Origin of the sequence: Pseudomonas sp. PGPPP1 (assembly GCF_002255865.1) — a bacterium.
Lineage (GTDB): Bacteria > Pseudomonadota > Gammaproteobacteria > Pseudomonadales > Pseudomonadaceae > Aquipseudomonas > Aquipseudomonas cremoris.
The window spans coordinates 56623-80925 of the sequence record NZ_NKIG01000028.1; the positions used below are offsets into that span (position 1 = coordinate 56623).

The following is a 24303-nucleotide window of genomic DNA, read 5'->3' on the forward strand; positions in this document are numbered from 1 at the left end:
CCGATCAGGAGACGTCCTTATAATCGGGGGGAGATTGTAGCGAAGAACGTCAGGGAAATGGGCGTGTTTTATGACTTTTATTAGGTCTTCGGTCAGGCGGCCAACGGCTGGTGCCGCGGCGACCGCGCCGGGCGTGGGCTGACACGGGCGCCGGCGGGCAGCGGGTGGTGCATCCAGCTCAGGCGGATTTCATCAATTTCTACCCAGCCGTCGCCCAAAGGCGGCTGGCTGCACTCTTTAAAGGCCTGGCAGCGGCCTTGCGCATCAAGCCGGGCGAACTGGCGAAGGGCAGGTTTGCGCGTAAACAGCGTCCAGAGAAAATGCATGGCGATAGACCTCCTGAGATTGAGGCCAAGCATGCCTTGCGAGGATGACGAGCCCATGTAACGGCTATTACATATCGGTGACAGCGAACCGCTGTCGAGCCGACGAGTCATAGGTTGTAACTGACGCTAGTTCCCTGCGGGGGCGCCCCGTTATACTGCCGGCCTGTCGGTACCTGATTTCTGGAGAGAAGCGCATGTTGCAACGCCTGTTGTTCGGTTTGATCACTGTGACCAGTTTGACCTTGGTTGGCTGCGCCAACAGCCCGCAACAACTGAGCCCGCAACCGAAGCTCACCACGCAGTTGGGGCCAGTGGGTCATGGTCAGCCGGTGTCGGTGCGTGTTGTGGATGGTCGTCCTTCGCCAACGTTGGGCTCTCGCGGGGGCTTGTACCCGGAGACCGCGCTTATCTCGGTGACTGGTCAGGACGTGCTGCCCAAGTTGCAAGCTCAGGCCGAAGCCGCCGTGCGCCTGCTGGGCTTTACCCCGAGCGCCAACGCGCCGGGCGCTCCTCAGTTGACCATCACCTTGGCTGAGCTGAAGTATCAGTCGCCTAAAGAAGGTCTCTATGTGACTGAAGCCGCCATCGGCGCAACCTTCAAGTCCGATGTCACCGCTGGCACCCGTCGCTATAGCGGTCGTTACGGCGCATCGTTGAACCAGCGTTTCGGTATGTCGCCGAACCAGGAAACCAACACCAAGCTGGTCAGCGACGTCCTGAGCGACGCCTTGACTCGCCTGTTCAAGGATCCAAGCATCGGTTCATTGCTCAGCTCGCAGTAACCGTCCAAATAAAGACCGGGCTCAGTCATGAGCCCGGTTTTTTTTCGTCTGCAGTTTCACGCGGCGGTGTCAATACAGAAGTCCAGCAGGCTCACACCCGTCAACAGGTCGGCCTCTGGCGAGTTTGCATGCTGGTGCCCGCCAAGGGCGCAATAGACCAGCCAATGGCGGTCCTGCACGTTGAACGCCAGGCTGCCGACCAGCGCCTCCTGCTCATCGCTTTGAGCAATTAGATACAGCCGATCCTGGTTGTGCGCGTGCAGCATGACAAGCTCCTGAGTGTTCGAAGGGCAACAGAGTGGCTTGTTAAGGTGACGTTCAGGTGACGCCGTAAATTACTGGATACATTAGCCGTCCATGGAAGATGGAGCGGTTTGGCGCTGGCCGCCACTACCGTTCAGGTTGATATCGGAACCGATACCCAGACACCGTTTCACCCGAGGTTTGCGATGGCGCTGCCCGCACTGTTGATCAATGTTGTGGCTTTATTGGTGGCCTGCTCCGGTGCAGCGCTGCTCTCCATCACCCGCCTGCGCGAGCAGCGCGCCATGGCTGACCTGGCTGCGCAAAGTGAAGCGCGCGCGATCGATCAGCCCATGCTGTTCCTGGATGCGCGTACCGAGCGGGCAAATCGTGTGGCTTACCGCATCGGGTTCGCCTGCCTGGTGCTGGCGCTGGCTATTTCCTGGCTCAGCACCCGAATCTAAAACACGGCAGAACCCATGTAAGAGGGGGCTTGCCCCCGATAGCGGTGTGTCAGCCAAGTATTCATTAGCTGACTCACCGCTATCGGGAGCAAGCCCCCTTCCACATTTTCTGATCGGTGTTTACAGCGGGATTCCGGCCTTGACCCGATATTGATTACGCACCGGCGTCGCATATTGCACCACCAAAAATGGTCGGTGTTCCGCCGGGCATTCGTTCAAGCGCCGCTCCCACTCCGCCTTCGCCTTGGCCAGTTCATCGGCCGGGAACACGTCGGCCGCCTTCGGCACCTGCAACTGCGGGTCGGCATCGCTCCACTGGGCGTACGCAAGGTAGTGCACCGGGAATAGCCGATAACCACCGAGAATTTGCCGATCCATTTCCACGGCCAGCACTTTGGTGTCTTCGAAGCGCTCGCTAATGGGCGGCGCGAAGTTGATGTGCACGCGGCCTTTGTAGCCGGTGATGCCCAGGGCAATGCTCACGTCATCTTCACCCTGTGCCTTGACGTAGGTCCCGGTGGTGGCGCGGATATACAACTCGCGGGCCTTGGCTGCATCGCACGGGTCGTACTCGTAGCTGATGGATACCGGCGTCAGGTTCAGTGACTGGATCACCTCGGCAAACGGCTCGTCCTTGCGGCTGACATGGAACATCTTGAGGATGGCTGACTCGGTGCGGTCATCCCCATCCTTGGCGCGGCCTTCGGCCTGGGCGATCCAGATCGACTGGCAGTCGTTGCGTATCGAATGATTGATGTAGGCCGATAGCAGGTTGAACGCCGCCATCTTCTCCTTTCGCCCGGTGATCGAGCGGTGCACGATAAAGCTCTTGTTCAGGCGCATCAGGTCGCTGACAAACGGCTTTTGCAGCAAGTTGTCGCCGATGGCGATGCGTGGCGTCGGCAGGCCGGCGTGGTACACGGCATAGTTGACGAAGGCCGGGTCCATCACGATGTCGCGGTGGTTGGCCAGAAACAGGTAAGCGGTACCGGATTTGAGCTGTTCGACGCCTGTGTAGGTAACGCCATCGGTCGCCCGGTCAATGGTATGGTCGACGTAGTACTCGACTTTGTCCTGCAGCGTAGCCACGGTGGTGACGCCGGCAAATTCACGGCGCAGCTTGCGGGCAATCATCGGCTTGAGCAGCCAGCCCAGGGCGCCGGCAAAGCGCGGGAAGCGGAAGTGGGTCAGGATGTCCAGAAAGGCCTTGTCACTGAACAGTCGGTCCAGCACTGCCGGGACTTCGCTGTCGTTGTAAGGTCGGATGGTATCGAATTCGCCCATCATGCTCTCTTGTTAGAAACGGCTAGGGTAAGTAGAGGAAATATCAGGGTGCGGCCCGAGTAATGGGCTCGGCCGGAAATAGCCCTGTAAATAGACCGGCGATTATACGCACAAGTCACCTTGGAGGCTGCGATGCTGGAAACTACGACGTACGATTGTCCTTATTGTGGTGAAACGGTAGAGACAGCGGTGGATTTATCCGGCGGTGATCAGACCTACATAGAAGATTGTCAGGTGTGTTGTCGACCGATTATTTTCGACCTGCAGGTCCATGGTGAAGAGTGGATGCTTGAAACCCGCAGTGAAAACGAATAACAGGCAAGCTCATGCAGCGAATCTACGAACCGGAAAACCTGATGGAAGGCGAGCTGCTGCAACAGATGCTCGCCAGCGAAGGCATCGAAGCACATTTGGTGGGGCGCCATTTGCTCGGCGGCACCGGCGAGCTACCGATCTTCGGTCTTCTGGGTTTGGAAGTAGACAATGACCGGGCGGCTGATGCCCGGGAGCTGATTACTGCCTATATCGGGGCGCAACCGCTGCCGGGTGATGAACCCGACAGCTTCCCCGACGTGCTGGTCTGTTAGGCTGTCGGCCGGTTTACCCAAGAGTCGTGTTGCCCCATGTGTGGACGTTATGCCCTGTTTCGCTGGAATCCCTCCTTTGCTGCCTTGCCAGGCTTTCCGGCTGACCAGCAGGCCCAGTGGAACATCTCCCCGAATGATTCGGTGCTGATCCAGCGCCTGAACGACGGCCATCACACCCTGGCCCGCGCCCGCTGGGGCCTGACGCCGCCCTGGCTGACCGACCTTTCCCGCACCCCGGCCCATGCTCGCGCCGAAACCCTGGCCGAGCAGCCGATGTTCCGCGAGGCCTTTCGCCAGCGCCGCTGCCTGCTGCCCGCCAATGGTTTTTATGAATGGCGCGGCACCCAGCGCAAACGCCCGTACTGGCTGACGCCGGGGGAAGGCTCCACGTTGTTTTTTGCGGCGATCTGGGAGGCCTACCCTGTGCAGGAACAAGTGTGGTTGAGCACGGCGGTGGTGACCCAGGCGGCCCAGAGCCAGCGCCGGCCGCTGATTCTTGATGCCGCAGGGCAGGCCGCCTGGCTCGATCCCGAGACGCCGTTGCATGTGCTGCAAGGTCTATTGGCCAGTGAGCCCATCCCACTGCGCGAGCGGGTCCTGGCTAATATGGTCAACGATCCCAAGCTCAATGGGCCGGAGTGCCTGACTCCGGCCTAAACCTGAAGGCGCCGTGGGATGTATCCGAAAATCCGCGGTTACGCGTCTGTTGTATCTGGCGCTGATACAAATGAGCGCCTACGATACGCGCCATGTTTTGAGGGCGTTTTTCAGGGCGTCTTTTTCAGGGAGAGAGTGTTGATGAAAAGAACATTGGCGGTAAGTGTATTGGCTGCGGCGATGCTGCTGGCTGGGTGTCAGTCGGTCAATACCACCAGCGGCGGCGCCGTTGGGGTTGAGCGCAAGCAATACATGTTCAGCATGCTGTCGAGTCAGGAAGTCGACCAGATGTATGCCCAGTCCTACCAGCAGACGCTGGGTGAAGCCAGTACCAAAGGCCAGTTGGACAAGACCAGCGCCAACGCCAAGCGCGTGCAGGCAATTGCCAAGCGTTTGATCGCCCAGGCGCCCACCTTCCGTCCTGATGCAGCGCAGTGGAAGTGGGAAGTGAATTTGATCAAAAGCGATGAGATGAACGCCAACTGTGGGCCTGGCGGCAAGATTTTTGTGTACAGCGCACTGATCGACAATCTCAAGCTTACCGATGACGAGTTGGCAGCAGTGATGGGCCATGAAATCGCCCACGCCTTGCGCGAGCACGGTCGTGAGGCAATGTCCAAGGCGTACGGTATCGAGATCGCCAAGCAGGGGGCTGGTGCGTTGTTCGGCTTGGGTCAAGATAGCCTGGCATTGGCGGACACGGTCGCCAACTACGGCATGACCTTGCCCAACAGCCGGAGCAATGAAAACGAAGCGGACCTGATCGGCCTGGAACTGTCGGCTCGCGCCGGCTACAACCCGAACGCCGCCATCACGCTGTGGAACAAGATGGCCAAGGCATCGGAAGGCTCGCCACCGGAGTTCATGAGTACTCACCCGGCGTCGGACAGCCGAATCGCGTCCTTGCAGGCGGCGATTCCTAAGGTGATGCCGTTGTATCAACAGGCCAAGAAGTCCTAAGGCTTGATGAAGATCCAAATGTGGGAGGGGGCTTGCCCCCGATGGTGTTGGGTCAGTTAGCAGATGCATTGACTGATCTACTGCTATCGGGGGCAAGCCCCCTCCCACATTGGATTGGGTTTGCAGGCTTAGATCCTTAGATCCACCCGCTGCTCTGCATGGCCTTGTACACCGCCACGATCGCCAGGACAAAAAACGCCGTAGCCGCCAGTCGACGAATCAACGTCAGCGGCAGTTTCTCCGCCGCGAAATTCCCCGCCAGAACCACCGGTACGTTGGCAATCAACATGCCCAGAGTGGTGCCGATAATCACCAGCCACAGCTCCGGATATTGCGCGGCCAGCATCACCGTGGCGATCTGAGTCTTGTCACCGATTTCCGCCAGGAAGAATGCAATCAGCGTGGTCAGGAACGGCCCGAACTTGCGCGTGGTACTGGCTTCGTCATCGTCGAGTTTGTCTGGCACCAGTGTCCACAGCGCAGTGGCGCAGAAGCTCGCTGCGAGGATCCAGTGCAACACCGCATCCGAGAAAAAACTGCCAAACCAGGCCCCCACTGCGCCGGCAGCCGCATGGTTGGCCAGGGTCGCGGCGACGATGCCGGCGATGATTGGCCAAGGCTTGCGGAAGCGAGCAGCGAGAATGAGCGCGAGCAGTTGCGTCTTGTCGCCGATTTCGGCCAAGGCAACGATTGCGGTAGGAACGAGTAATGAATCCAGCATCAGGTAAGTTTCCAGGGGCGGGTCGACACGGCTATGACACGTACAGCCTTCCCGCCCCGGGTAAGGTGTGCGTGTCATAGGTCTTGTCAAACCCCGGTCCGTCTGTGCGGACTCCTGGGTCGCATACGCCATGGTCTGTTGACCAAGTATGTTGACGTATGCCGGACGAGCGTGGCGCTCGTGGGAGACTACTCCCCTAGGACGGAGCGGATTCTGCCTAGGCAAAATCCATTCGGCAAGCCTTCTTTTTCAAATAGCCATCAGCCGCGTTTGGCACGGTAGATGCGAAAACCATTGCCCTCGGCCTTGATCGCACACACGCCCAAATGCTCTTCAATCAGCGGTTGGTATTTCAGGAAACTGTTAGCTACCAGGCGAAGTTCGCCACCTTTTGCCAAGTGTTTCGCTGCTTTTCGCAGCAGGTTCTCGGTGGCGAAATAATCGGTGTGCACACCGACATGGAACGGCGGGTTGCTCAAGATCGCATTCAGACCCATCGGTGCAGCATCGATGCCATCACCGGTGAGCACCTCGGCTTCCAGCCCATTGGCAGCGAGGGTCAAGCGGCTGCTGGCAGCGGCGAAGGCGTCCACGTCCAGCATCGTCACGCTGTTGTGCGGGTAGCGACGTTTCACCGCAGCCCCCAGCACGCCGGCGCCGCAACCAAAGTCCAACAGATGGCCGCTCGGCAATTTGTCCAAATGCGCCAGCAACAACTCGGTGCCACGATCCAGGCGGCCATGGCTGAACACGCCCGGCAGGCTCACTACTTTGAGCGGACCTTCGGCCAGTGGCACTTCGAAGACTTGCGCCAGGCTCTCCAGTTCCACTGCTTGCGGCGCGTTGGCAACGGTGATTTGCCACAGCTGGCAATGCCGGGCGTTGTCGAGCTTGCGGGGCTTGCCAAAGGGGATCATCTGCTTGGCGGCACTTTCGATACCGCTTTTTTTCTCGCCGACCAAGAACAGCTCGGCGCCGGGCAGGCGTGCGGCCACGGCGTTGAGCAGGTAGTCAGTGAGGTCCTTGGACTTGGGCAGGAAAATCACCGCTGCGTCGAACTCACGCTCTGGCACATTCACGCCAAATTGGCTGCGTTGCGGGAAGCGTGCGTCGAGCGCCGCCTGGTCACCGGCATGCCAGCACCACCCATGGGCGTTGGGCAGGCGACCCAGCAGGTCGTCGGCGGGCAAGCCCACCAACAGCAGGTTGCCTTGAAAAAGTTCGGCCTGACGAAGCAGTACTTCACTGCGCGGATCCATGGTCTGCTCCTTGAAAAGGGGCGCAGTTTATCAACTGACGATGCGCAGCGGGGCGCCGCTGAAAAAGCCCAGGGCGTTTTCCGTCAGTTGGCCGACGATCCGCTGCCGCGCTTCGCGACTGCCCCAGGCATTGTGCGGTGTGACGATCAGCCGGGGAATGTCATCGGCCAGCAACGGGTTGCCGTTGACTGGTGGCTCCACGCTCAGCACATCGGTGGCCGCGCCGCCCAAGTGACCGCTGCGCAAGGCATCCGCCAGGGCCTGTTCGTTGATCAAGCCACCGCGCGCGGTGTTGACCACAAACGCGCCTGGCTTGAGCAGTGCGAGTTCGCGGGCGCCGATAAAGTCGCGAGTGTGCTCGTTGAGTGGACAGTGGAGGGTGAGTGCGTCCACTTGGGCCAGCAGTTCATCCAAGGGCACGCGGTCGGCACGTGCAGGGCGCCCGGGAATGGCCCCAAGAATTACGCGCATGCCAAAAGCCTCGGCCAGCCGCGCCACGGCGCTGCCCAATTCACCATGGCCGAGCAAACCGAGGGTTTTGCCTTCAAGCTCGACGATGGGGTAGTCCAGCAGGCAGAACTGCTTGGCTTCTTGCCATTTGCCTGCGCTCACATCGCGCTGATAGTCCTTTACACGCGTCACCAGGTTGAGCAGCAGCATGATCGTATGCTGCGCCACTGAAGGCGTGCCGTAGCCTTGGCAATTGCTCACCGTGATGCCGTGAGCGCGGGCGGCGTCGAGGTCAACGTTGTTGGTGCCGGTGGCCGATACCAGGATCAGCTTGAGGTCCGGGCAGGCCGCCAGGGTTTCGGTGTTCAGGGCAATCTTGTTGCTGATAACTACTTGGACGCCTTGCAGGCGCGCAATCACATTCAGCGGCGTGGTATCAGAGTACAGCTGCAGGTCGCTGAAGCAGTCTCTCAGACCGCTGAGGTCGAGGTCCCCAAGGTCCAGAGACGGGTGATCAAGGAAGACGGCGCGGCGATTGTTCGTCATCAACTGTACCTTTTGCGACAGGGTTCGAAGGCGTAATCTGCCGAGCCTATCAGATGAAATAATCCGTTACTTAATGGAGTGAATATGTACGCCGCCGAGTTTTTGACCGTAGCCCTGATTCACCTGTTGGCGGTGGCCAGCCCCGGCCCGGATTTCGCGGTGGTGGTTCGCGAAAGTGTTACCCACGGCCGTCGCGCCGGGACCTGGACCGCGCTGGGTGTGGGCTCGGCGATTTTTCTGCACGTGGGCTATTCGTTGCTCGGTATCGGCCTGATCGTTTCCCAGTCCATCGTGTTGTTCAACGCCCTGAAATGGGCGGCGGCGGCCTACCTGCTGTACATCGGCTTCAAGGCCCTGCGCGCGCAACCGGCCAAGCCTGTCGCCGAGGGCGAGTTGCACCGTGAAGCGGGCGAGCGCACCCCGCGCGGCGCGTTTACCGCCGGTTTCGTGACCAATGGCTTGAATCCCAAGGCCACGCTGTTCTTCCTGTCGCTGTTCACCGTAGTGATCAACCCGCACACGCCGCTGGCGATCCAGGCCGGTTACGGTGTGTATCTGGCGGTGGCGACGGCGCTGTGGTTTTGCCTGGTGGCGATGTTGTTCAGCCAGCAGCGCGTGCGCGCAGGCTTTGCGCGGATGGGGCACTGGTTTGATCGGACCATGGGGGCGGTGTTGATTGCAATCGGCGTGAAACTGGCGTTCACGAGCATGAAGTAAACGCGGGTCTCAAGTGAGCACAATCGAATGTGGGGGCTTGCTCCCGATGGCGGTGGATCAGTCAATACGTGTGTCGACTGAAACACCGCTATCGGGAGCAAGCCCCCTCCCACATTTGACCTCTAGTGTCCCTGGATAATGGCGCAAAGCTAGCATTCACTGGGGGCTGCAAATCATTCCTTTGGCTGATTTAGCTGAAACATAAGCGCTCTACAGTGCAGATCGTTCAGCCAAGACCGTGCAGTCATAAAAGGGATTCGTATGTTGCAGACCCGTGTTATTCCCCCCGCCGAAGGTGCGTACCAATATCCGCTGTTGATCAAGCGCCTGTTGATGTCCGGCGCCCGCTACGAAAAGACCCGGGAAATCGTCTACCGCGACAAGCTGCGTTACACCTACCCGACCCTGATCGAGCGGGTCGCGCGCTTGGCCAACGTGCTGACCGAAGCCGGGGTAAAGGCCGGTGATACCGTGGCAGTGATGGACTGGGACAGCCATCGTTACCTGGAATGCATGTTTGCTATCCCGATGATCGGCGCGGTGATCCACACCATCAACGTGCGCCTGTCGCCGGAACAGATTCTCTACACCATGAACCACGCCGAAGACCGCTTTGTGCTGGTCAACAGTGAGTTCGTGGGCTTGTACCAAGCCATCGCCGGGCAACTTACCACCGTCGACAAGACGCTGCTGCTCACTGACGGTGAATCAAAAACGGCCGAGCTGCCTAACCTGGTAGGCGAGTACGAAACCCTGTTGGCTGCCGCCAGCACCAAGTACGACTTTCAGGATTTCGACGAGCATTCCGTCGCGACCACGTTCTACACCACCGGCACCACCGGTAACCCCAAAGGCGTGTACTTCACCCACCGCCAATTGGTACTGCACACCATCGGGGTGTCGACCATCATGGGCAGCATCGACAGCGTGCGCCTGCTAGGCACCAACGACGTGTACATGCCGATCACGCCGATGTTTCACGTTCACGCCTGGGGCCTGCCGTATGTGGCGACCATGCTCGGCCTGAAACAGGTCTACCCCGGCCGCTACGACCCCGAATACCTGGTGGAGCTGTGGCGCAAGGAGAAGGTCACCTTCTCCCACTGCGTGCCGACCATCCTGCAAATGGTGCTCAACGCCAAGGCCGCCCAAGGCGTCGATTTTGGCGGTTGGAAAATCGTCATCGGTGGCAGCGCCCTCAATCGCACGTTGTATGAGGCGGCGAAGGCGCGTGGGATTCAGCTGACCGCTGCGTACGGCATGTCCGAGACCGGGCCGCTGGTGTCCTGCGCCCACCTCAACGAAGAACTACTGGCCGGCAGCGAAGACGAGCGCATCACCTATCGCATCAAGGCCGGCGTGCCAGGGCCGTTGGTGGACGCGGCAATCATCGACAGCGAGGGCAACTTCCTGCCCGCCGACGGCGAGTCCCAGGGCGAGCTGGTGCTGCGTGCGCCGTGGCTCAGCGAGGGCTATTTCAACGAGCCGCAGAAGGGCGCAGAGCTATGGGCCGGCGGCTGGATGCACACCGGCGATGTGGCCACGCTGGATGCATTTGGCGTGATCGATATCCGCGACCGCATCAAGGATGTGATCAAGACCGGCGGCGAGTGGATCTCCTCCCTGGCCCTTGAGGACCTGGTCAGCCGTCACCCGGCGGTACGCGAAGTAGCGGTGGTGGGCATCGCCGATCCGCAGTGGGGCGAGCGTCCGTTTGCGCTGCTAGTGGTGCATGATGGCCATGTGATAGGGGCCCGCGAGCTCAAGGAGCACCTCAAGCCTTTTGTCGAACTGGGCCATTTGAGCAAGTGGGCGATTCCGAGCCAGATCGCCGTTGTTACCGAAATTCCCAAGACCAGTGTCGGTAAGCTCGACAAAAAACGTATCCGTATTGACATCGTCGAGTGGCAGGCCAACAACAGTACCTTCCTGTCCACCCTCTGAGCTGATTTGCCGTGCCCTCGTGGCACGGCGATGCTCTATCTCGCGCCCTCACTTGTGATTTGCCAATTTTCAGCCATCCTTGCCGCGTCGGCCTTCGCCGACATGGCGAAAGGGCTGTGGCAGACGGGTTGGTGATGCAAATCACACTTTAGAGGGATCAAGCGGTACCCCCTGCTGGCTATAGTCCCACCCAGAGTTTTTCAAGGATGCGTCGCTTCGGGCCATGGAGGTTCAGTTGCCAGGCGGCATTGGAATCGTTGTATTCCGGCCGTTACAAGCATCACAGAAAGAACTCACTGCCATAACAATAATGCACATGGAGTAGCGTCGATGACCTCAGTAAACCAGTTCTGGCGCCGGGCAAGACTGCCCCTGGCCGTCAGTCTCGCCTCTACGCTCGCCGGGCCCGCATTCGGCGTCAGTTTCAATATCGGTGAAATCGAAGGGAGTTTTGACTCGTCGCTTTCGGTGGGGGCGAGTTGGTCGACAGCTAAGCCTGATCGAGACCTCATCGGCGTTAACAACGGCGGCAAGGGGTTGTCCCAGACCTCCGATGACGGTCACTTGAACTTCAAGCGCGGTGAGACCTTCTCGAAAATTTTCAAGGGTATTCACGACCTTGAACTGAAGTACGGCGATACCGGTGTGTTTGTGCGTGGCAAGTACTGGTACGACTTTGAACTCAAGGATGAAAGCCGTGAGTTCAAGGACATCAGCGATAACAATCGCAAAGAGGGCGCCAAGTCTTCTGGTGGTCAGATTCTTGATGCGTTTATCTACCATAACTATTCCATTGCCGATCAGCCCGGCAACGTGCGGTTTGGTAAGCAGGTAGTGAGCTGGGGTGAAAGCACCTTCATCGGCGGCGGCATCAACTCCGTCAACCCGATCGACGTGTCCGCATTCCGTCGTCCAGGGGCCGAGATCAAGGAAGGCTTGATTCCGGTCAATATGTTCTATGTGTCGCAAACCCTGACGGATAACTTGTCGGCAGAAGCTTTTTACCAGTTGGAATGGGACCAGACTGTTACGGATAACTGCGGGACGTTCTTCTCTCAGCCTGATGTTATTTCCGATGGCTGTACCGACAACCTCCGTCTGCTCAGCAAGCGTTCGTTCCTCGCTACTCAGCCCGGCGCGTTGCCGCTGCTGAACAACTTTGGGGTCAACGTCAACGAAGAGGGCGTGTTGGTCAAGCGTGGGCCTGATCGTGATGCGCGCGACAGTGGTCAGTTCGGCGTGGCGTTTCACTATAACTACGAACCGCTGGACACCGAGTTCGGCGCCTATTTCATGAACTATCACAGCCGGGCACCGATTTTCAGTGCGCGTGGCGCGTCGGCCGGTACTTACGCGGCAGCCAATGCCCTGACGCCTACCCCGGCGGTTGGCCTGCGTCCCCTTATCGTTGCAGGCAACTCCAGCTACTTCGTCGAGTACCCAGAGGATATTCGCCTTTATGGTTTGAGCTTCTCCACGACGTTACCTACCGGCACCGCCTGGAGCGGAGAACTCAGCTACCGACCAAACGCACCTGTGCAACTCAACACCACGGACATTCTCTACGCGGGCGTCACGCCGTTGATTGGTCTGGGCGCTGCTTCTCCGCTCAAGGGCGCTGCCGACACCGACCTGAACGGCTATCGTCGTAAAGAAATCACTCAGTTCCAGACAACCTTCACGCACTTTTTCGATCAGGTCATGGGGGCCAGCCGCCTTACGCTGGTCGGCGAAGTGGGTGTGACGCATGTGGGTGGCTTGGAAAGCCGCGACAAAGCGCGTTACGGACGAGACCCTGTGTATGGCCCTGGACAAGGTGCTCTCTGTACAACGCTTAACTCCGGCACGATCACCGGTGCGGGTCCTGGTGCTGATGCCAGCAACCGTACTACCAATTGCAATAATGATGGCTTCACTACCTCAACGTCCTGGGGCTACCGTGGCCGCGCAATCTGGGAATACCCGGATGTCTTTGCAGGTGTGAACCTCAAACCCAACGTGGCGTGGTCCCATGACGTGAGTGGTTATTCGCCAGGTCCTGGTGGCAACTTTGAAGAGGGTCGCAAAGCAGTGAGCCTGGGGTTGGATGCTGAGTATCAGAACACCTATACCGCGAGCCTTGCCTACACCAACTTCTTTGGTGGCGACTTCAACACCTCAAGTGACCGCGACTTCGTCGCCCTCAGCTTCGGCGCGAACTTCTAAGCACACTGTATTTTCAGGAAGAACCAGAACATGAAAATAACCAAAAGTCTGTTGCACGTCGGTGTGCTTGGACTGTCGATCCTGGCGAGCAACGTCATGGCGGCAGTGTCGGCGGATGAAGCCGCCAAGCTGGGTACGAGCCTGACCCCGATGGGCGCTGAAATGGCCGGTAACGCGGCGGGCACTATCCCTAAGTGGTCGCCACTGCCTACCAACGCGGGTGCTGTGGATGCCAAAGGCTTCCTGGCCAACCCATACGCCAGTGAACAACCGCAATTCACCATCACCGCGCAGAACGTCGAGCAGTACAAAGACAAGCTTGCGCCGGGGCAGTACGCGATGTTCAAGCGTTACCCGGAAACCTTCAAGATGCCGGTCTACCCGACCCATCGCGGCGCTACCGTGCCGGCGGATGTGTTCGCCGCCATCAAGAAGAACGCCACCACCACCAACCTGGTGTCGGGCGGCAACGGCCTGGAAAACTTTGAAACCGCCGTACCGTTCCCGATCCCGAAAAGCGGCGTGGAAGTTATCTGGAACCACATCACCCGTTATCGCGGTGGCAGCGTGACCCGCCTGGTGACCCAGGCCACGCCGCAAACCAACGGTTCCTACAGCCTTGTGTACTTCCGCGACCAGTTCGTGTTCCGCGACAAGATGAAGGACTTCGATCCGAAAAACCCGGGCAACGTGCTGTTCTACTTCAAGCAGCAAGTGACCGCGCCGGCACGTCTGGCCGGTGGTGTGCTGCTGGTGCACGAAACCCTGGACCAAGTGAAGGAGCCGCGTTCGGCGTGGGTCTACAACGCAGGCCAGCGCCGTGTGCGCCGGGCGCCGCAAGTGTCCTATGACGGGCCGGGTACCGCCGCCGACGGCCTGCGTACCTCCGATAACCTCGACATGTACAACGGTGCGCCGGATCGCTACGACTGGAAACTGGAAGGCAAGAAGGAAATCTACATCGCCTCCAACAGCTACAAGATCGACGATCCGAAACTCAAGTACGCCGATATCATCAAGGCCGGCCACATCAACCAGGACCTGACGCGCTACGAGCTGCGCCGTGTCTGGCATGTGGTCGCCACTTTGAAAGAAGGCCAGCGCCACATCTATGCCAAGCGTGACTTCTTCATCGACGAAGACACCTGGCAAGCGGCAGTGATCGATCACTACGACGGTCGCGGCCAACTGTGGCGCGTCGCCGAGGCCCATGCCGAGAACTACTACGACAAACAGGTGCCGTGGTATGCCCTGGAAACCCTCTACGACCTGCAGTCCGGCCGCTACCTGGCTTTGGGCATGAAGAACGAAGAGAAGCAGGCCTATGATTTCGGCTTCACCGCCACGACCAGCGACTTCACCCCAGCGGCCCTGCGCCAGGACGGTGTTCGCTAAGCGGCACGAGTAACTCAATGTGGGAGGGGGCCTGCCCCCGATAGCGGTGTGACAGTCAGCACGTGTATTGACTGATCCGCCACTATCGGGAGCAAGCCCCCTCCCACTTTTTGTTTGTGGCGATATTTTTTGTCTCAGTTCTTTTTCAGGCAAATGTTGCAAAGATCTACAAAGCTGCTGCTTTTACCGCTAGTCTGCGGACATCTGCAATGCCGACAACAGCCTTCTACAAGAGCCCGGCGATGACTGATCTGTCCCGAATCCAAGGGCCTGCCAGTGCGGTAATCCCGACTCTGGAAGGTCGCTTCTACAGGCCTCCGCTGCCTGACGGCTATGTGCTGCGCCCCCGCCTGTGTGAACGGCTGAGCGCTGGCCTCGAAGGACGGTTGCTGCTGGTCAGCGCCCCGGCGGGGTTCGGTAAGAGTTCGTTGGCGGTGGAGTTCTGCCAGAGCCTGCCGGCCCACTGGCAAAGTCTGTGGCTTGGGCTGAGCCCTCGGGACAACGACCCGGGGCGCTTCCTTGAGCGTCTGCTCGAGGGGTTGCAACACTATTTCCCCGCACTCGGCGCTCAATCCCTGGGCTTGCTGAAAATGCGTCAGCGTCACCAGCCCTTTGCCTTTGAAGAATGGCTCGATGGCCTGCTTGATGAGCTCGCGGTTCACCTGTCCACGCGCGCGCCATTGTTACTGGTGCTGGATGACTATCATCTGGCCCAGGGTCCGGTGCTGGACCGTTGTCTTCAGTTTTTCCTCAACCATTTGCCGGATGGCCTGCTGGTATTGGTCACCAGTCGCCAGCGCCCTGACTGGCATCTGGCACGCTTGCGCTTGTCACGGCACTTGCTGGAGTTGCACGAGCAAGACCTGCGCCTGACCCATGCCGAATCCCAGGCGCTATTGGATCGCCACAGCAGTTCCCTGAGTGGTGAGGCCCTCGACAACCTGATCCGCCGCAGCGAAGGCTGGGTAGCCGGTTTGCGTTTCTGGCTGCTGGCGGCTTCCGAAGCCGGCAACGAAGACGCATTGCCGCAAAGCCTGCACGGTGGAGAAGGGTTGATCCGCGACTACCTGCTGGAGGAGGTGATCGATTGCTTGCCACCCGAAGTGCAGGCGTTCCTGTTCGATACTGCGCCCCAGGACCGTTTCTGCAGCGAACTGTGTGACGCCGTGCGCGAAGCTCATGACAGCGCCGAAATCCTGCGTTATCTGCAAGCGCACCAAGTGTTCCTGGTGCCCTTGGACGAGCAGGGCCACTGGTACCGTTATCATCATTTATTCTCCGACCTGCTGCGTACCCGCCGTGCGAGCAGCAATGTATTGCCAGCCGCCAGCCTGCACCTGCGCGCGTGTCGTTGGTTCAACGCCCAGGGTTTGATCGATGAGGCGGTGGAGCAGGCTTTACGCGCCGGGCACCTCGACGTGGCGGCCAACCTGGTGCAGAACCTGTCCGAAGAGCAACTGCTGGCCGAGCAGAATGTCGGCATGTTGCTGCGCTGGAAAATGGACTTGCCCGACAGCCTGCTGATCAGCACACCGCGCTTGATCGTGTTGTACAGCTGGGCCTTGGGGTTGGCCTGCCAGTTGGATGCGGCGGAGGAATTGTCCGCGTACCTCAGTCGCTTCCTGCCGGCGCCCTCGGCCACTGCACAGCGCTCAATGCTGGCCCAATGGCTGGCGCTGAGCGGGATTATCGCTCGGGGCCGAGGTGATCGTGAATTGACTCAGCGCTATTGCAGTGAGGCGTTGGAAAGCCTGCCGCAACGGCGTTACGGCCAGCGCCTGGTGTGTCTGTCGACGCTGTCCAACTTGGCCATCGCCGATGGCGATTTGTGGCGCGCCCGTGGCCTGAACCGTGAATCCTTGGAACTGGCGCAGCGCGTCGGCAACCCTTTGTTCGAAGCCCTGGCCCATTACGACCGCGCGCGGGTATTGCAGGCTCGCGGCGAAATCCTGCGTGCCCTTGATGAAGTGCGTCAGGGCCTGCAACGTTTGCACGGTCTGGCGCCGCAGAGGCTGTATGCGGTGCGCGCGCGACTGTCGTTGTACGAAGGCTATTTGCTGTTAATGCGTAATCAACCTGACGCCGGTATCGCTCACCTGCGGGCGGGTCTGGCCGAGGCGCGCGCCTGTCGCGACATCAGCGTACTGATCGGCCATTGCGTGATCGCCAGCTTCGAAGGGCGGCGCAATGACTTTTCCAAAGCCTTCGCCGAACTCGCCGAAGCCGAACGCTTGATGCATATCTGGGACGTGCCGCCGATCTACTATCTGGCGATGATCACCCTGATCAAATGCGAGCTGTGGCTGGCCCAAGGCCGCACCGACCTGGCCGATGCCTGGTTGACGCGGCTGGGGCAGACTTACAACGGCGAGCATGCTGCCGCTGCGCCGGAATTCCACCCGCATTTGCCGCAACATATCGGGCTGCAACAAGCCGCGCTTGATGCCATTCGTCATCAACCCGACGCTGCTTTGCAACGGCTCGACGAACTGGCGCAACACGCTCATAGCTGTGGGCGGCAGATGATTGCACTGATGGCATTCGCCCAGCAGACGCAGTTGCTGCTGGAATGCGGTCAGGAAGCCAAGGCGCGGCCGGTACTGTCCCGAGCGCTTGAGGCTGGCGCCGGAGGGGCGTTGCAACCTTTCCAGAGGCTGCTGGAAAATCACCCGGACTGGATGCGCGAGCAACTCAGCAAGGATCCCCATGGCTTGCTGAATCAGAGCCTTCTGGCACTTCTGCCTACCGTTGCTGAAGTGCACGCGTCACCTAGTCATGAAAGTCTGAGCGCCCGGGAACTGGCAGTGCTGCAACTCATCGCCCAAGGTTGCTCCAACCAGGAGATCAGCAACCGACTGTTTATCTCCCTGCACACTGTCAAGACTCACGCCAGCCATATCAACAGCAAGCTCGGCGTGGAGCGACGCACCCAGGCGGTGGCGCGGGCACAGGAGTTGAGGTTGATTGGTTAGCGCTTGACCATTTGCGGTGAGAGTTTTTGTGTGAGTAAGCTTCTTGTGGCGAGCGAGCTTGCTTGCGTTGGGCCGCGAAGCGGTCCCAGTCTGTTTTAATAGTGCAATTATCCTGGCGATACTGCCCAACCCCCCAGTTAATTTGCACCAGAGGCCCGTTCATGGAAACCGCACAGCCTTCCCTCATACGCGAAACCTTCCCTGTCGGTCCCCTGCAGTGCAACTGCACCATCATCGGCGATCCCATTACTAAAAAAGCCATTGTGGTCGACCCGGGCGGCAACCATGAATTGATCCTGGCCCGCCTGGACGCGCTGGGCCTCAAGGTGGTGAGCATCATCCATACCCACGCCCACCTCGATCACTTCCTGGCATCGGGTCAGTTGAAAGAGAAAACTGGCGCCACCTTGCACCTGCATAAGGAAGACCAGTTTCTGTGGGACAACCTGGAAATGCAGTGCCAGATGTTTCGCGTGCCTTATACCCCCGTGCCGTCGCCAGACCGTTGGCTGGAAGATGATGAAGAGTTAGCCTGCGGCTGTGGCGTTGCCTTGCATACTCCGGGTCACACGCCGGGCTCGATGAGTTTCTGGTTTGCCGACGCCAAGCTGCTGATCGCCGGCGATACGCTTTTCCGTCGTGGCGTGGGGCGTACAGATCTGTGGGGTGGGGACCAGGCCACGATTGTGCGCTCGATCAAACAGCGGCTTTATACGCTGGACGAGAGTGCCACGGTGGTCACCGGCCACGGACCGGACACGCGACTGGGCGATGAGATGCGCGAGAATCCATTTGTGCGGGCTTGAGGAGGTGAAAGCGGGCTGATGCATGTTTCATGAGGGGTAATCTGTTGTAGTAAAAACGCAGGTCGCGTTCAGGCTGGGTCTGCTACGTTTTCTACAGCGGTAATGCGGGCTAACGTTTCGTTACAGCTGCGCGAGTGTTCACGGAATTTTTGCCATTTGTCGTGTTCCAAACTCGGCAAAGGTCCATTGCCAATGTCCTCTGCACCACAGAATGCAAAAAGTAGGAGCTCTCTTCATGTTCACTCCGCGTCGTCTGCTTGTAGTCGCCACCGCCGTAGCCCTTTTGTCCGGCTGCGCTTCACCTAATCCTTATGACGGCAGCAGCCAGGGACAGGCGAATAATGAATCCAGCGGTATGAGCAAAACCGCCAAGTACGGTGGTCTCGGTGCTCTTGCCGGTGCGTTGGCCGGTGCTGCCATTGACCATAACAACCGTGGCAAGGGTGCGCTGATCGGTGCGGTGGTGGCGGGTGCTGGTGCCGCGGGTTATGGCTACTACGCCGACCAACAGGAAAAGAAACTGCGCGAGAGCATGGCCAACACTGGAGTTGAAGTTCAGCGCCAGGGTGACCAGATCAAGCTGATCATGCCGGGCAACATCACCTTCGCGACCAACTCGGATGCGATCTCCAGCAGCTTCTATCAGCCGCTGAACAACCTGGCCAACTCCCTCAAACAGTTCAACCAAAACACCATCCAGATTGTGGGCTACACCGACAGTACCGGTAGCCGCCAACTGAACATGGATCTGTCCCAGCGTCGTGCGCAGAGCGTGGCCAACTACTTGACCTCCCAAGGCGTCAACGGTGCAAACCTGAGTGCCCGTGGTGCCGGTCCGGATAACCCGATTGCCAGCAACGCCGACGTCAACGGTCGCGCTCAGAACCGTCGCGTGGAAGTTAACCTGGGCCCAATCCCTGGCCAGCAGTACGGCCAGCCGGGCACCCAGCAACAGGCGCCACAACAGAACAACCAGTTCCAAGGCAACCCGTACTCGCAGTACCAGTAAACAACGGCTAATAAAAAGGGCGCCGTGCAGTCAATGCACGGCGCCCTTTTTTGTGGCTGTCGATTACATCAGTCGATGTATTCGAACACCTTCACGATTTTCTGCACGCCGGATACGCCCTGTACCAGGTTGGACGCACGGGTGGCTTCTGCCTGGGTCAGCAGGCCCATCAGGTAAACGATGCCGTTGTCCGTCACGACCTTGATACGCGAGCCGGGGATCGCATTGTCGGTGAGCATCTGCGCTTTGATCTTGGTGGTCAGCAGCGCGTCATTACTGATGGCAAGCAGGGTGATCGGATCCATGACCTGCAATTCGTTGTGGACCTTCTTGACCCGCTGAACCGACGCAGCGGCCTGCTCGGCCTGGGCCTTGAGGTCGGCGCGCGGCGTTTGGCCTGCGAGCAGCACCACGCCGTTGAAGCTGGTTACGACGATACGCGACGCACCGTTGCCCAAGTCCGTTGCGGCTTTGGCGACGTTTACTTCGACCTTTGTTTCGATCAACGAGTCGTCAATCTTGCTGCCGAAGGTGCGGGTGCCCTTGTCGTCCTGAATAGGGGTGTCACGTGTCGCAGTGATCGCCGTGCTGCAGCCGCTGATGCCGAGGCACAGCGTAATGGCCAAGAGGCCGAGGCGGTTAACGGTCATTCTTCACTCCCAAACAGTTGGCTGTCGATCAGATCGCACAGGCAGTGGATCGCCAGCAGGTGGACTTCCTGAATACGTGCGGTGACATTGGCCGGGACGCGAATTTCAACATCTTCGGGCAGTAACAGCGAGGCCATGCCGCCGCCATCGCGTCCGGTCAATGCTACGACAATCATTTCGCGATCATGTGCGGCCTGGATCGCTTGAATAATATTCGCCGAGTTGCCGCTGGTGGAAATCGCCAGCAGTACATCGCCTGGTTGGCCCAAGGCGCGGATCTGCTTGGAGAAGATTTCGTTGTAGCTGTAGTCATTGGCTATCGAGGTGATCGTCGACGAGTCGGTGGTCAAGGCGATAGCCGGCAGGCTCGGACGCTCCCGCTCGAAGCGGTTGAGCAATTCGGACGAGAAATGCTGGGCATCGCCGGCCGAACCGCCGTTGCCGCACGAAAGCATTTTGCGTTCGGTAAGCAAGGCATTAACCATGACCTGACTGGCTTGCTCGATGTGCGGTGCAAGTACGTCCATCGCCTGTTGCTTGGTGTCGATGCTGGCCTGGAAAAGCTGGCGAATTCGGGATTGCATGTCCATCTGTGTGACCTTAATTAGCGCGGCTATTTGGCACAGGAATGTGCAGCCCGCAAAGCAAAGAGCAAAAGTGTGTGGTGAAGATGTCCGGCGAATCAGCTGTCGAAGGCATCTTTGAGCCAGTTCAGATCAGCCTTGCCTGACGGTGTGCTTTCTATGGCAACCACGTCGAAACGGCAGGGGGAGTTGGCCCAGCGATGCTCTTTTTGCAGGAAAAACTGCGCGGCGAGTATCAGCTTCTGACGCTTGCGCCCGTCGATACTGGCGAGCGCGCCACCCCATTGTGCGTGTTTTCTGTAGCGGACTTCGACGAATACTACTGTATCGCCGTCAAGCATGACCAGATCAAGCTCGCCGCGTTTACACAACCAGTTCTGCGCCAGCAGGCGCAGGCCTTGTTTCTGCAAGTGTTGCAGAGCTTGAAGTTCGGCATCCTTGCCGCTTTGCGCACTGGACCTCTCGGGCATCAGCGCGGGGTGTCCGGCAGGCGTTGGATCTCGCCACCGACGAACTTCGCCCATGGCATCTGGCGATCAACGCGCTGGTTGGCGCTGATACCCAGGTTGCCCGAAAGGCCGTCAACCCGTGTGTCCGGCAGGGCCTTGAGCTGGCCAAGGCGTGGCGCGAGGCGGTAGGCGTCCACACCCATTGCATACAGGCGGCCCAGGCTGCCGTTGGCTTGTGGCCATTGCGCCGCAACCTGGTTGCGCAGCGGGTCAGTGGTGTTGAGCAGCCAAGGCGTTTCGCAGAACATCACATTGGTCATGTCCAGGTACTGGTTGCGGTCACCGCTGGCGCTGAAAACGTGGGACGTTGCGTAGACCGGTACATCACCGGCGTACTGGAAGTTCAGGGTCGGCTTGATCTGCTGGGCCAGTTGCGGAGTGACGGCCAGGAAGATGAATTCGATGTCCTGGCGACGCGACGGTTGTGCCGCTACGTCAGTACCAACGGTGCTTTGCAGGCTCTTGGCGCGGCCTTCGCTTTTACGCAGTTGGAACAGATCGGCAATCTGCTGGGCCAGGGCGACCGGCTGGTCGACATACTCGACCCCCATGACGGTGCCGCCGTTGGCTTCCCAATCCTGGCGGAACGCTTTGTAGACGCGCTCACCCCATTCGCCACGGGGCACCATCGCGGCAGCGCGATGCAGGCCGTCGGCACGGGCACGGCGCGAGACTTCGCGAGCTTCGTCTTCAGCGGCCAGGCCGAACTGGAACAATTGCGCTGGACCTTGATCGGTTTCGCTGTAGTTCAGTGCCAGGGTGGTGATCGGCAGTTGCGGGCGCGCACTGAGCTGCTTGACCAGCGGCTTCTCCAGTGGGCCGACGACTAATTGCACGCCGGCAGCCTGGGCCTTGGCGTAGAAGTCGTCGATGGAAGTCAGGCGCGAGCTGTCATAGAACTCGATCACCGGGGGCTTCTGCCCGGCTTGTTCAGCCTGGTAGTGAGCGGCCATGAAGCCTTCGCGCAGTGCCTTGCCCACGGAAGCCAGGGGGCCCTCTTGGGGCAGTAGCAGGGCAATCTTGCTCAAGGGCTGGCTTGCGAGTTCCTTGAGCTTGGTCAGCGGTGTTGGCAACTGCACGGCAGCCGGGTGGCCGGGGTTCTGCGCGCGCCAGGTGTCGATAGCGGCTTGTTGTTGCTCCAGCGTGCCGGCACCCTTGACCGCTTGGGCCAAGGTGATCCAGCCGTCCAGGGTCGGGTTGCCACTGGCTTGCAGTTGTTCGGCAGGTAGTGCGGCAATCAAAGTCCAGATGGCTTCGTGATTGCTTTGGGCTGCATCGCCAGTGAGCAGTGGCGCCATGGCGACACGCTCGCGGGCAGCGTTGAGGGTTTGGCCATCAGCCTCATAAGCACGAGCATGCACGGTACCTGTGCGAATCTGCTGTTCAGTCGGCAGGTCCTTCAGACTTTGCAGGCTAGCGTGGTTCAAGGCAGTCAGCGCAGCCTTCGGCTGGTTGCGTGCCATGGCCAGCTCGGCGGCCAGGGTGCTGGCGAACACTTGTGCTGCCGGCTTGAGGGCGTCCAGGGGCACTTGGGCAAGAATTTGCGACGAGCGGCCAGGGTTGTTTTGTTTATAAGCCATGTCTGCCGCACTCAGGCGCAGCAATGCGGCCTTTTCTGGCGTCTTGGCGGTTGTTGCCTGTTCGAGCAGTTGCTCGATACTGGCATCCGGGGTCCGTGGAAGTTCGCCAAGGCTGGACGAGGGCGAGCTGGCGCAAGCCGCCAGTAAGGCAGCGAGGCAGAGGGCAGAGAGCAGCCGCAGGCAAGCGATCATGTAAGTGTTCCTGATACCGATCAAATTAGCGTGGAATTGTACCCAAGCACTGGCCCAGGCGCGATGTTACTGGTGTGAAACCGTCGATTTAGGTCGTGCAAATGTTGGTATTGGGCTGTTGTAGGCAATCGGCGGCGGAAACGGCATCGACCGTGATGGCATATTTTCAAAGCATCTACGCGCTACAATGCGGCTTTTGCCAACCATCGAGGTGTGCGTTTTGACTGCTCCAGGTCCTTTGAATTCCACTGCAGGCTCGCTTTTTGTCGTGGCGACGCCCATTGGCAACCTGGACGACATCAGTGCCCGGGCGCTGAAAGTGTTGCGCGAGGTTAAATTGATCGCGGCGGAAGACACCCGGCACTCCCAGCGGTTGATGCAGCATTTTGGTATCAGCACGCCATTAGCCGCCTGTCACGAGCACAACGAGCGCGAAGAAGGCAGCCGCTTTATCGTGCGCCTGCTGGCCGGTGACGATGTGGCGCTGATCTCCGACGCGGGAACGCCGCTGATTTCTGATCCGGGTTACCACTTGGTTCGCCAAGCGCGGGCCGCTGGTATCAATGTAGTGCCTGTTCCGGGTGCGTGCGCGCTGATTGCTGCATTGTCGGCTGCGGGGCTGCCTTCAGATCGGTTTATTTTCGAAGGTTTTTTGCCGGCCAAAGCAGTGGGGCGTCGTGCGCGTCTTGAAGCGGTAAAGGAAGAGCCGCGTACTTTGATCTTCTACGAAGCGCCGCACCGCATCCTTGAATGTCTGCAAGATATGGAATTGGTGTTTGGCGGCGAGCGCCTGGCATTGTTGGCGCGAGAACTGACTAAAACATTCGAAACCCTCAAGGGGCTGCCGCTGGAGGAGTTGCGTGCATTTGTCGAGGGCGACAGCAATCAACAGCGTGGCGAGTGTGTGGTGCTGGTGGCGGGCTGGACGGCGCCGGAGGCCGAAGATGCGGTCGGCAGCGAGGCCATGCGTATTCTTGACCTGCTCCTCAAGGAGATGCCTCTCAAGCGCGCCGCGGCCCTGGCTGCAGAAATTACCGGTCTGCGCAAGAATGTGTTGTATCAAGTTGCGCTGGATAAACAGAAAGCTGAATAGTTCCGGGGTTAAACCGGTATTCCGTCTGAACGTGATGGCCTTGGTGACTATTATTACTTGTCCTGAGGCCGCCGTGCCGTTAACCTGCGCGGCGGAGAGTCGATTGGACAGTCGCTGCCTTCTATGAAAATTAGGGGGGGGAGGAAAGTCCGGGCTCCATAGGGCGAAGTGCCAGGTAATGCCTGGGAGGCGTGAGCCTACGGAAAGTGCCACAGAAAATAACCGCCTAAGTACTTCGGTACCGGTAAGGGTGAAAAGGTGCGGTAAGAGCGCACCGCACGACTGGCAACAGTTCGTGGCTAGGTAAACCCCACTTGGAGCAAGACCAAATAGGGTCCCAAGGCGTGGCCCGCGCTGGGACCGGGTAG

24 protein-coding genes, 1 other RNA gene and 1 riboswitch are annotated in these 24303 nt (G+C 59.4%); of the genes, 15 read left to right on the plus strand and 10 right to left on the minus strand.

The annotated features are described in order from the left end of the window. Positions 1-92: 92 nt before the first annotated feature. On the minus strand, positions 93-326 hold the full coding sequence (locus CFE47_RS24955) for a hypothetical protein (protein ID WP_032886296.1): 234 nt from the start codon (positions 324-326) through the stop codon (positions 93-95). A gap of 194 nt (positions 327-520) precedes the next feature. On the opposite strand from CFE47_RS24955, the gene CFE47_RS24960 reads away from it, so the two are divergent. Then, positions 521-1108, plus strand: a complete 588-nt coding sequence (locus CFE47_RS24960) for a YajG family lipoprotein (protein WP_181642833.1) — start codon at positions 521-523, stop codon at positions 1106-1108. A gap of 56 nt (positions 1109-1164) precedes the next feature. Here the strand turns inward: CFE47_RS24960 and CFE47_RS24965 are convergent, their stop codons facing one another. Continuing rightward, complete coding sequence (locus tag CFE47_RS24965; protein ID WP_122680353.1) at positions 1165-1374, minus strand: hypothetical protein; 210 nt, start codon at positions 1372-1374, stop codon at positions 1165-1167. Between the two features lie 183 nt (positions 1375-1557). On the opposite strand from CFE47_RS24965, the gene CFE47_RS24970 reads away from it, so the two are divergent. Continuing rightward, positions 1558-1815 carry a hypothetical protein gene (locus tag CFE47_RS24970; protein ID WP_095184310.1) on the plus strand — a complete coding sequence of 86 codons (258 nt, stop codon included), beginning with the start codon at positions 1558-1560 and terminating at the stop codon, positions 1813-1815. Between the two features lie 120 nt (positions 1816-1935). Here CFE47_RS24970 and CFE47_RS24975 read toward each other — a convergent pair whose 3' ends face one another. Then, positions 1936-3099, minus strand: a complete 1164-nt coding sequence (locus CFE47_RS24975) for a 1-acyl-sn-glycerol-3-phosphate acyltransferase (protein ID WP_181642832.1) — start codon at positions 3097-3099, stop codon at positions 1936-1938. Between the two features lie 132 nt (positions 3100-3231). Between CFE47_RS24975 and CFE47_RS24980 the strand changes: the two genes are divergently transcribed. The 4 genes from CFE47_RS24980 to CFE47_RS24995 all read left to right on the plus strand — a co-directional run bounded on the left by CFE47_RS24980 (position 3232) and on the right by CFE47_RS24995 (position 5303). Further along, positions 3232-3414 (plus strand): CPXCG motif-containing cysteine-rich protein, encoded by a 183-nt coding sequence (locus CFE47_RS24980; RefSeq protein WP_081797681.1) that lies wholly within the window; start codon positions 3232-3234, stop codon positions 3412-3414. A gap of 11 nt (positions 3415-3425) precedes the next feature. Beyond that, positions 3426-3686: a putative signal transducing protein gene (locus tag CFE47_RS24985; RefSeq protein ID WP_095183856.1), complete on the plus strand. Its 261-nt coding sequence runs from the start codon at positions 3426-3428 to the stop codon at positions 3684-3686. Positions 3687-3722: 36 nt separating this feature from the next. Continuing rightward, positions 3723-4343: an SOS response-associated peptidase gene (locus tag CFE47_RS24990; RefSeq protein ID WP_095183857.1), complete on the plus strand. Its 621-nt coding sequence runs from the start codon at positions 3723-3725 to the stop codon at positions 4341-4343. 141 nt (positions 4344-4484) lie between these two features. Then, entirely contained in the window at positions 4485-5303 is an 819-nt protein-coding gene (locus CFE47_RS24995; protein WP_032886302.1) for a M48 family metallopeptidase, read from the plus strand. 136 nt (positions 5304-5439) lie between these two features. Here CFE47_RS24995 and CFE47_RS25000 read toward each other — a convergent pair whose 3' ends face one another. The 3 genes from CFE47_RS25000 to CFE47_RS25010 all read right to left on the minus strand — a co-directional run bounded on the left by CFE47_RS25000 (position 5440) and on the right by CFE47_RS25010 (position 8279). Next, positions 5440-6024 carry a TMEM165/GDT1 family protein gene (locus tag CFE47_RS25000; RefSeq protein ID WP_005784895.1) on the minus strand — a complete coding sequence of 195 codons (585 nt, stop codon included), beginning with the start codon at positions 6022-6024 and terminating at the stop codon, positions 5440-5442. Between the two features lie 88 nt (positions 6025-6112). Further along, positions 6113-6234, minus strand: a riboswitch (yybP-ykoY riboswitch). 50 nt (positions 6235-6284) lie between these two features. Then, positions 6285-7283 carry a methyltransferase gene (locus CFE47_RS25005; RefSeq protein WP_286841142.1) on the minus strand — a complete coding sequence of 333 codons (999 nt, stop codon included), beginning with the start codon at positions 7281-7283 and terminating at the stop codon, positions 6285-6287. A 30-nt stretch (positions 7284-7313) separates the two neighbouring features. Continuing rightward, the gene (locus tag CFE47_RS25010) at positions 7314-8279 is read right to left on the minus strand and encodes a 2-hydroxyacid dehydrogenase (protein ID WP_181642831.1); all 966 of its coding nucleotides are present in this window, start codon (positions 8277-8279) and stop codon (positions 7314-7316) included. Between the two features lie 84 nt (positions 8280-8363). Between CFE47_RS25010 and CFE47_RS25015 the strand changes: the two genes are divergently transcribed. The 7 genes from CFE47_RS25015 to CFE47_RS25045 all read left to right on the plus strand — a co-directional run bounded on the left by CFE47_RS25015 (position 8364) and on the right by CFE47_RS25045 (position 19327). Next, positions 8364-8996 (plus strand): LysE family translocator, encoded by a 633-nt coding sequence (locus CFE47_RS25015; RefSeq protein ID WP_016978297.1) that lies wholly within the window; start codon positions 8364-8366, stop codon positions 8994-8996. 261 nt (positions 8997-9257) lie between these two features. Beyond that, on the plus strand, positions 9258-10940 hold the full coding sequence (locus tag CFE47_RS25020; RefSeq protein WP_095183859.1) for a fatty acid--CoA ligase: 1683 nt from the start codon (positions 9258-9260) through the stop codon (positions 10938-10940). 330 nt (positions 10941-11270) lie between these two features. Beyond that, positions 11271-13145, plus strand: coding sequence for a DUF1302 domain-containing protein (locus CFE47_RS25025; protein ID WP_181642830.1), 1875 nt, complete (start codon positions 11271-11273; stop codon positions 13143-13145). A gap of 30 nt (positions 13146-13175) precedes the next feature. Continuing rightward, the gene (locus CFE47_RS25030; RefSeq protein WP_032886307.1) at positions 13176-14540 is read left to right on the plus strand and encodes a DUF1329 domain-containing protein; all 1365 of its coding nucleotides are present in this window, start codon (positions 13176-13178) and stop codon (positions 14538-14540) included. Between the two features lie 242 nt (positions 14541-14782). Continuing rightward, complete coding sequence (locus tag CFE47_RS25035; protein WP_181642829.1) at positions 14783-17512, plus strand: winged helix-turn-helix domain-containing protein; 2730 nt, start codon at positions 14783-14785, stop codon at positions 17510-17512. Positions 17513-17673: 161 nt separating this feature from the next. Continuing rightward, complete coding sequence (locus CFE47_RS25040; RefSeq protein WP_122755602.1) at positions 17674-18318, plus strand: MBL fold metallo-hydrolase; 645 nt, start codon at positions 17674-17676, stop codon at positions 18316-18318. Between the two features lie 235 nt (positions 18319-18553). After that, positions 18554-19327, plus strand: a complete 774-nt coding sequence (locus CFE47_RS25045; protein ID WP_032886310.1) for a YiaD family glycine zipper/OmpA-like lipoprotein — start codon at positions 18554-18556, stop codon at positions 19325-19327. 68 nt (positions 19328-19395) lie between these two features. On the opposite strand, the gene CFE47_RS25050 is transcribed toward CFE47_RS25045, so the two are convergent. From CFE47_RS25050 to CFE47_RS25065, 4 genes are all read right to left on the minus strand, one after another. After that, entirely contained in the window at positions 19396-19977 is a 582-nt protein-coding gene (locus CFE47_RS25050; RefSeq protein WP_032886311.1) for a BON domain-containing protein, read from the minus strand. Continuing rightward, positions 19974-20567 carry a phosphoheptose isomerase gene (locus CFE47_RS25055; protein ID WP_032886312.1) on the minus strand — a complete coding sequence of 198 codons (594 nt, stop codon included), beginning with the start codon at positions 20565-20567 and terminating at the stop codon, positions 19974-19976. Before CFE47_RS25055 ends, CFE47_RS25050 begins: the two co-directional genes overlap by 4 nt. Positions 20568-20659: 92 nt before the next feature. Next, a complete protein-coding gene (locus tag CFE47_RS25060; protein ID WP_032886313.1) occupies positions 20660-21031 on the minus strand; it encodes a YraN family protein in 372 nt (123 codons plus the stop codon). After that, positions 21031-22842, minus strand: a complete 1812-nt coding sequence (locus CFE47_RS25065) for a penicillin-binding protein activator (protein WP_095183864.1) — start codon at positions 22840-22842, stop codon at positions 21031-21033. The genes CFE47_RS25060 and CFE47_RS25065 overlap by 1 nt, the downstream gene beginning before the upstream one ends. 187 nt (positions 22843-23029) lie before the next feature. Between CFE47_RS25065 and rsmI the strand changes: the two genes are divergently transcribed. Together rsmI and rnpB are read left to right on the plus strand one after the other, a co-directional pair. Beyond that, entirely contained in the window at positions 23030-23935 is a 906-nt protein-coding gene (gene rsmI, locus CFE47_RS25070) for a 16S rRNA (cytidine(1402)-2'-O)-methyltransferase (protein ID WP_163033157.1), read from the plus strand. 95 nt (positions 23936-24030) lie between these two features. Further along, an RNA gene (gene rnpB, locus CFE47_RS25075) (RNase P RNA component class A) lies at positions 24031-24303 on the plus strand; the annotation flags it as partial.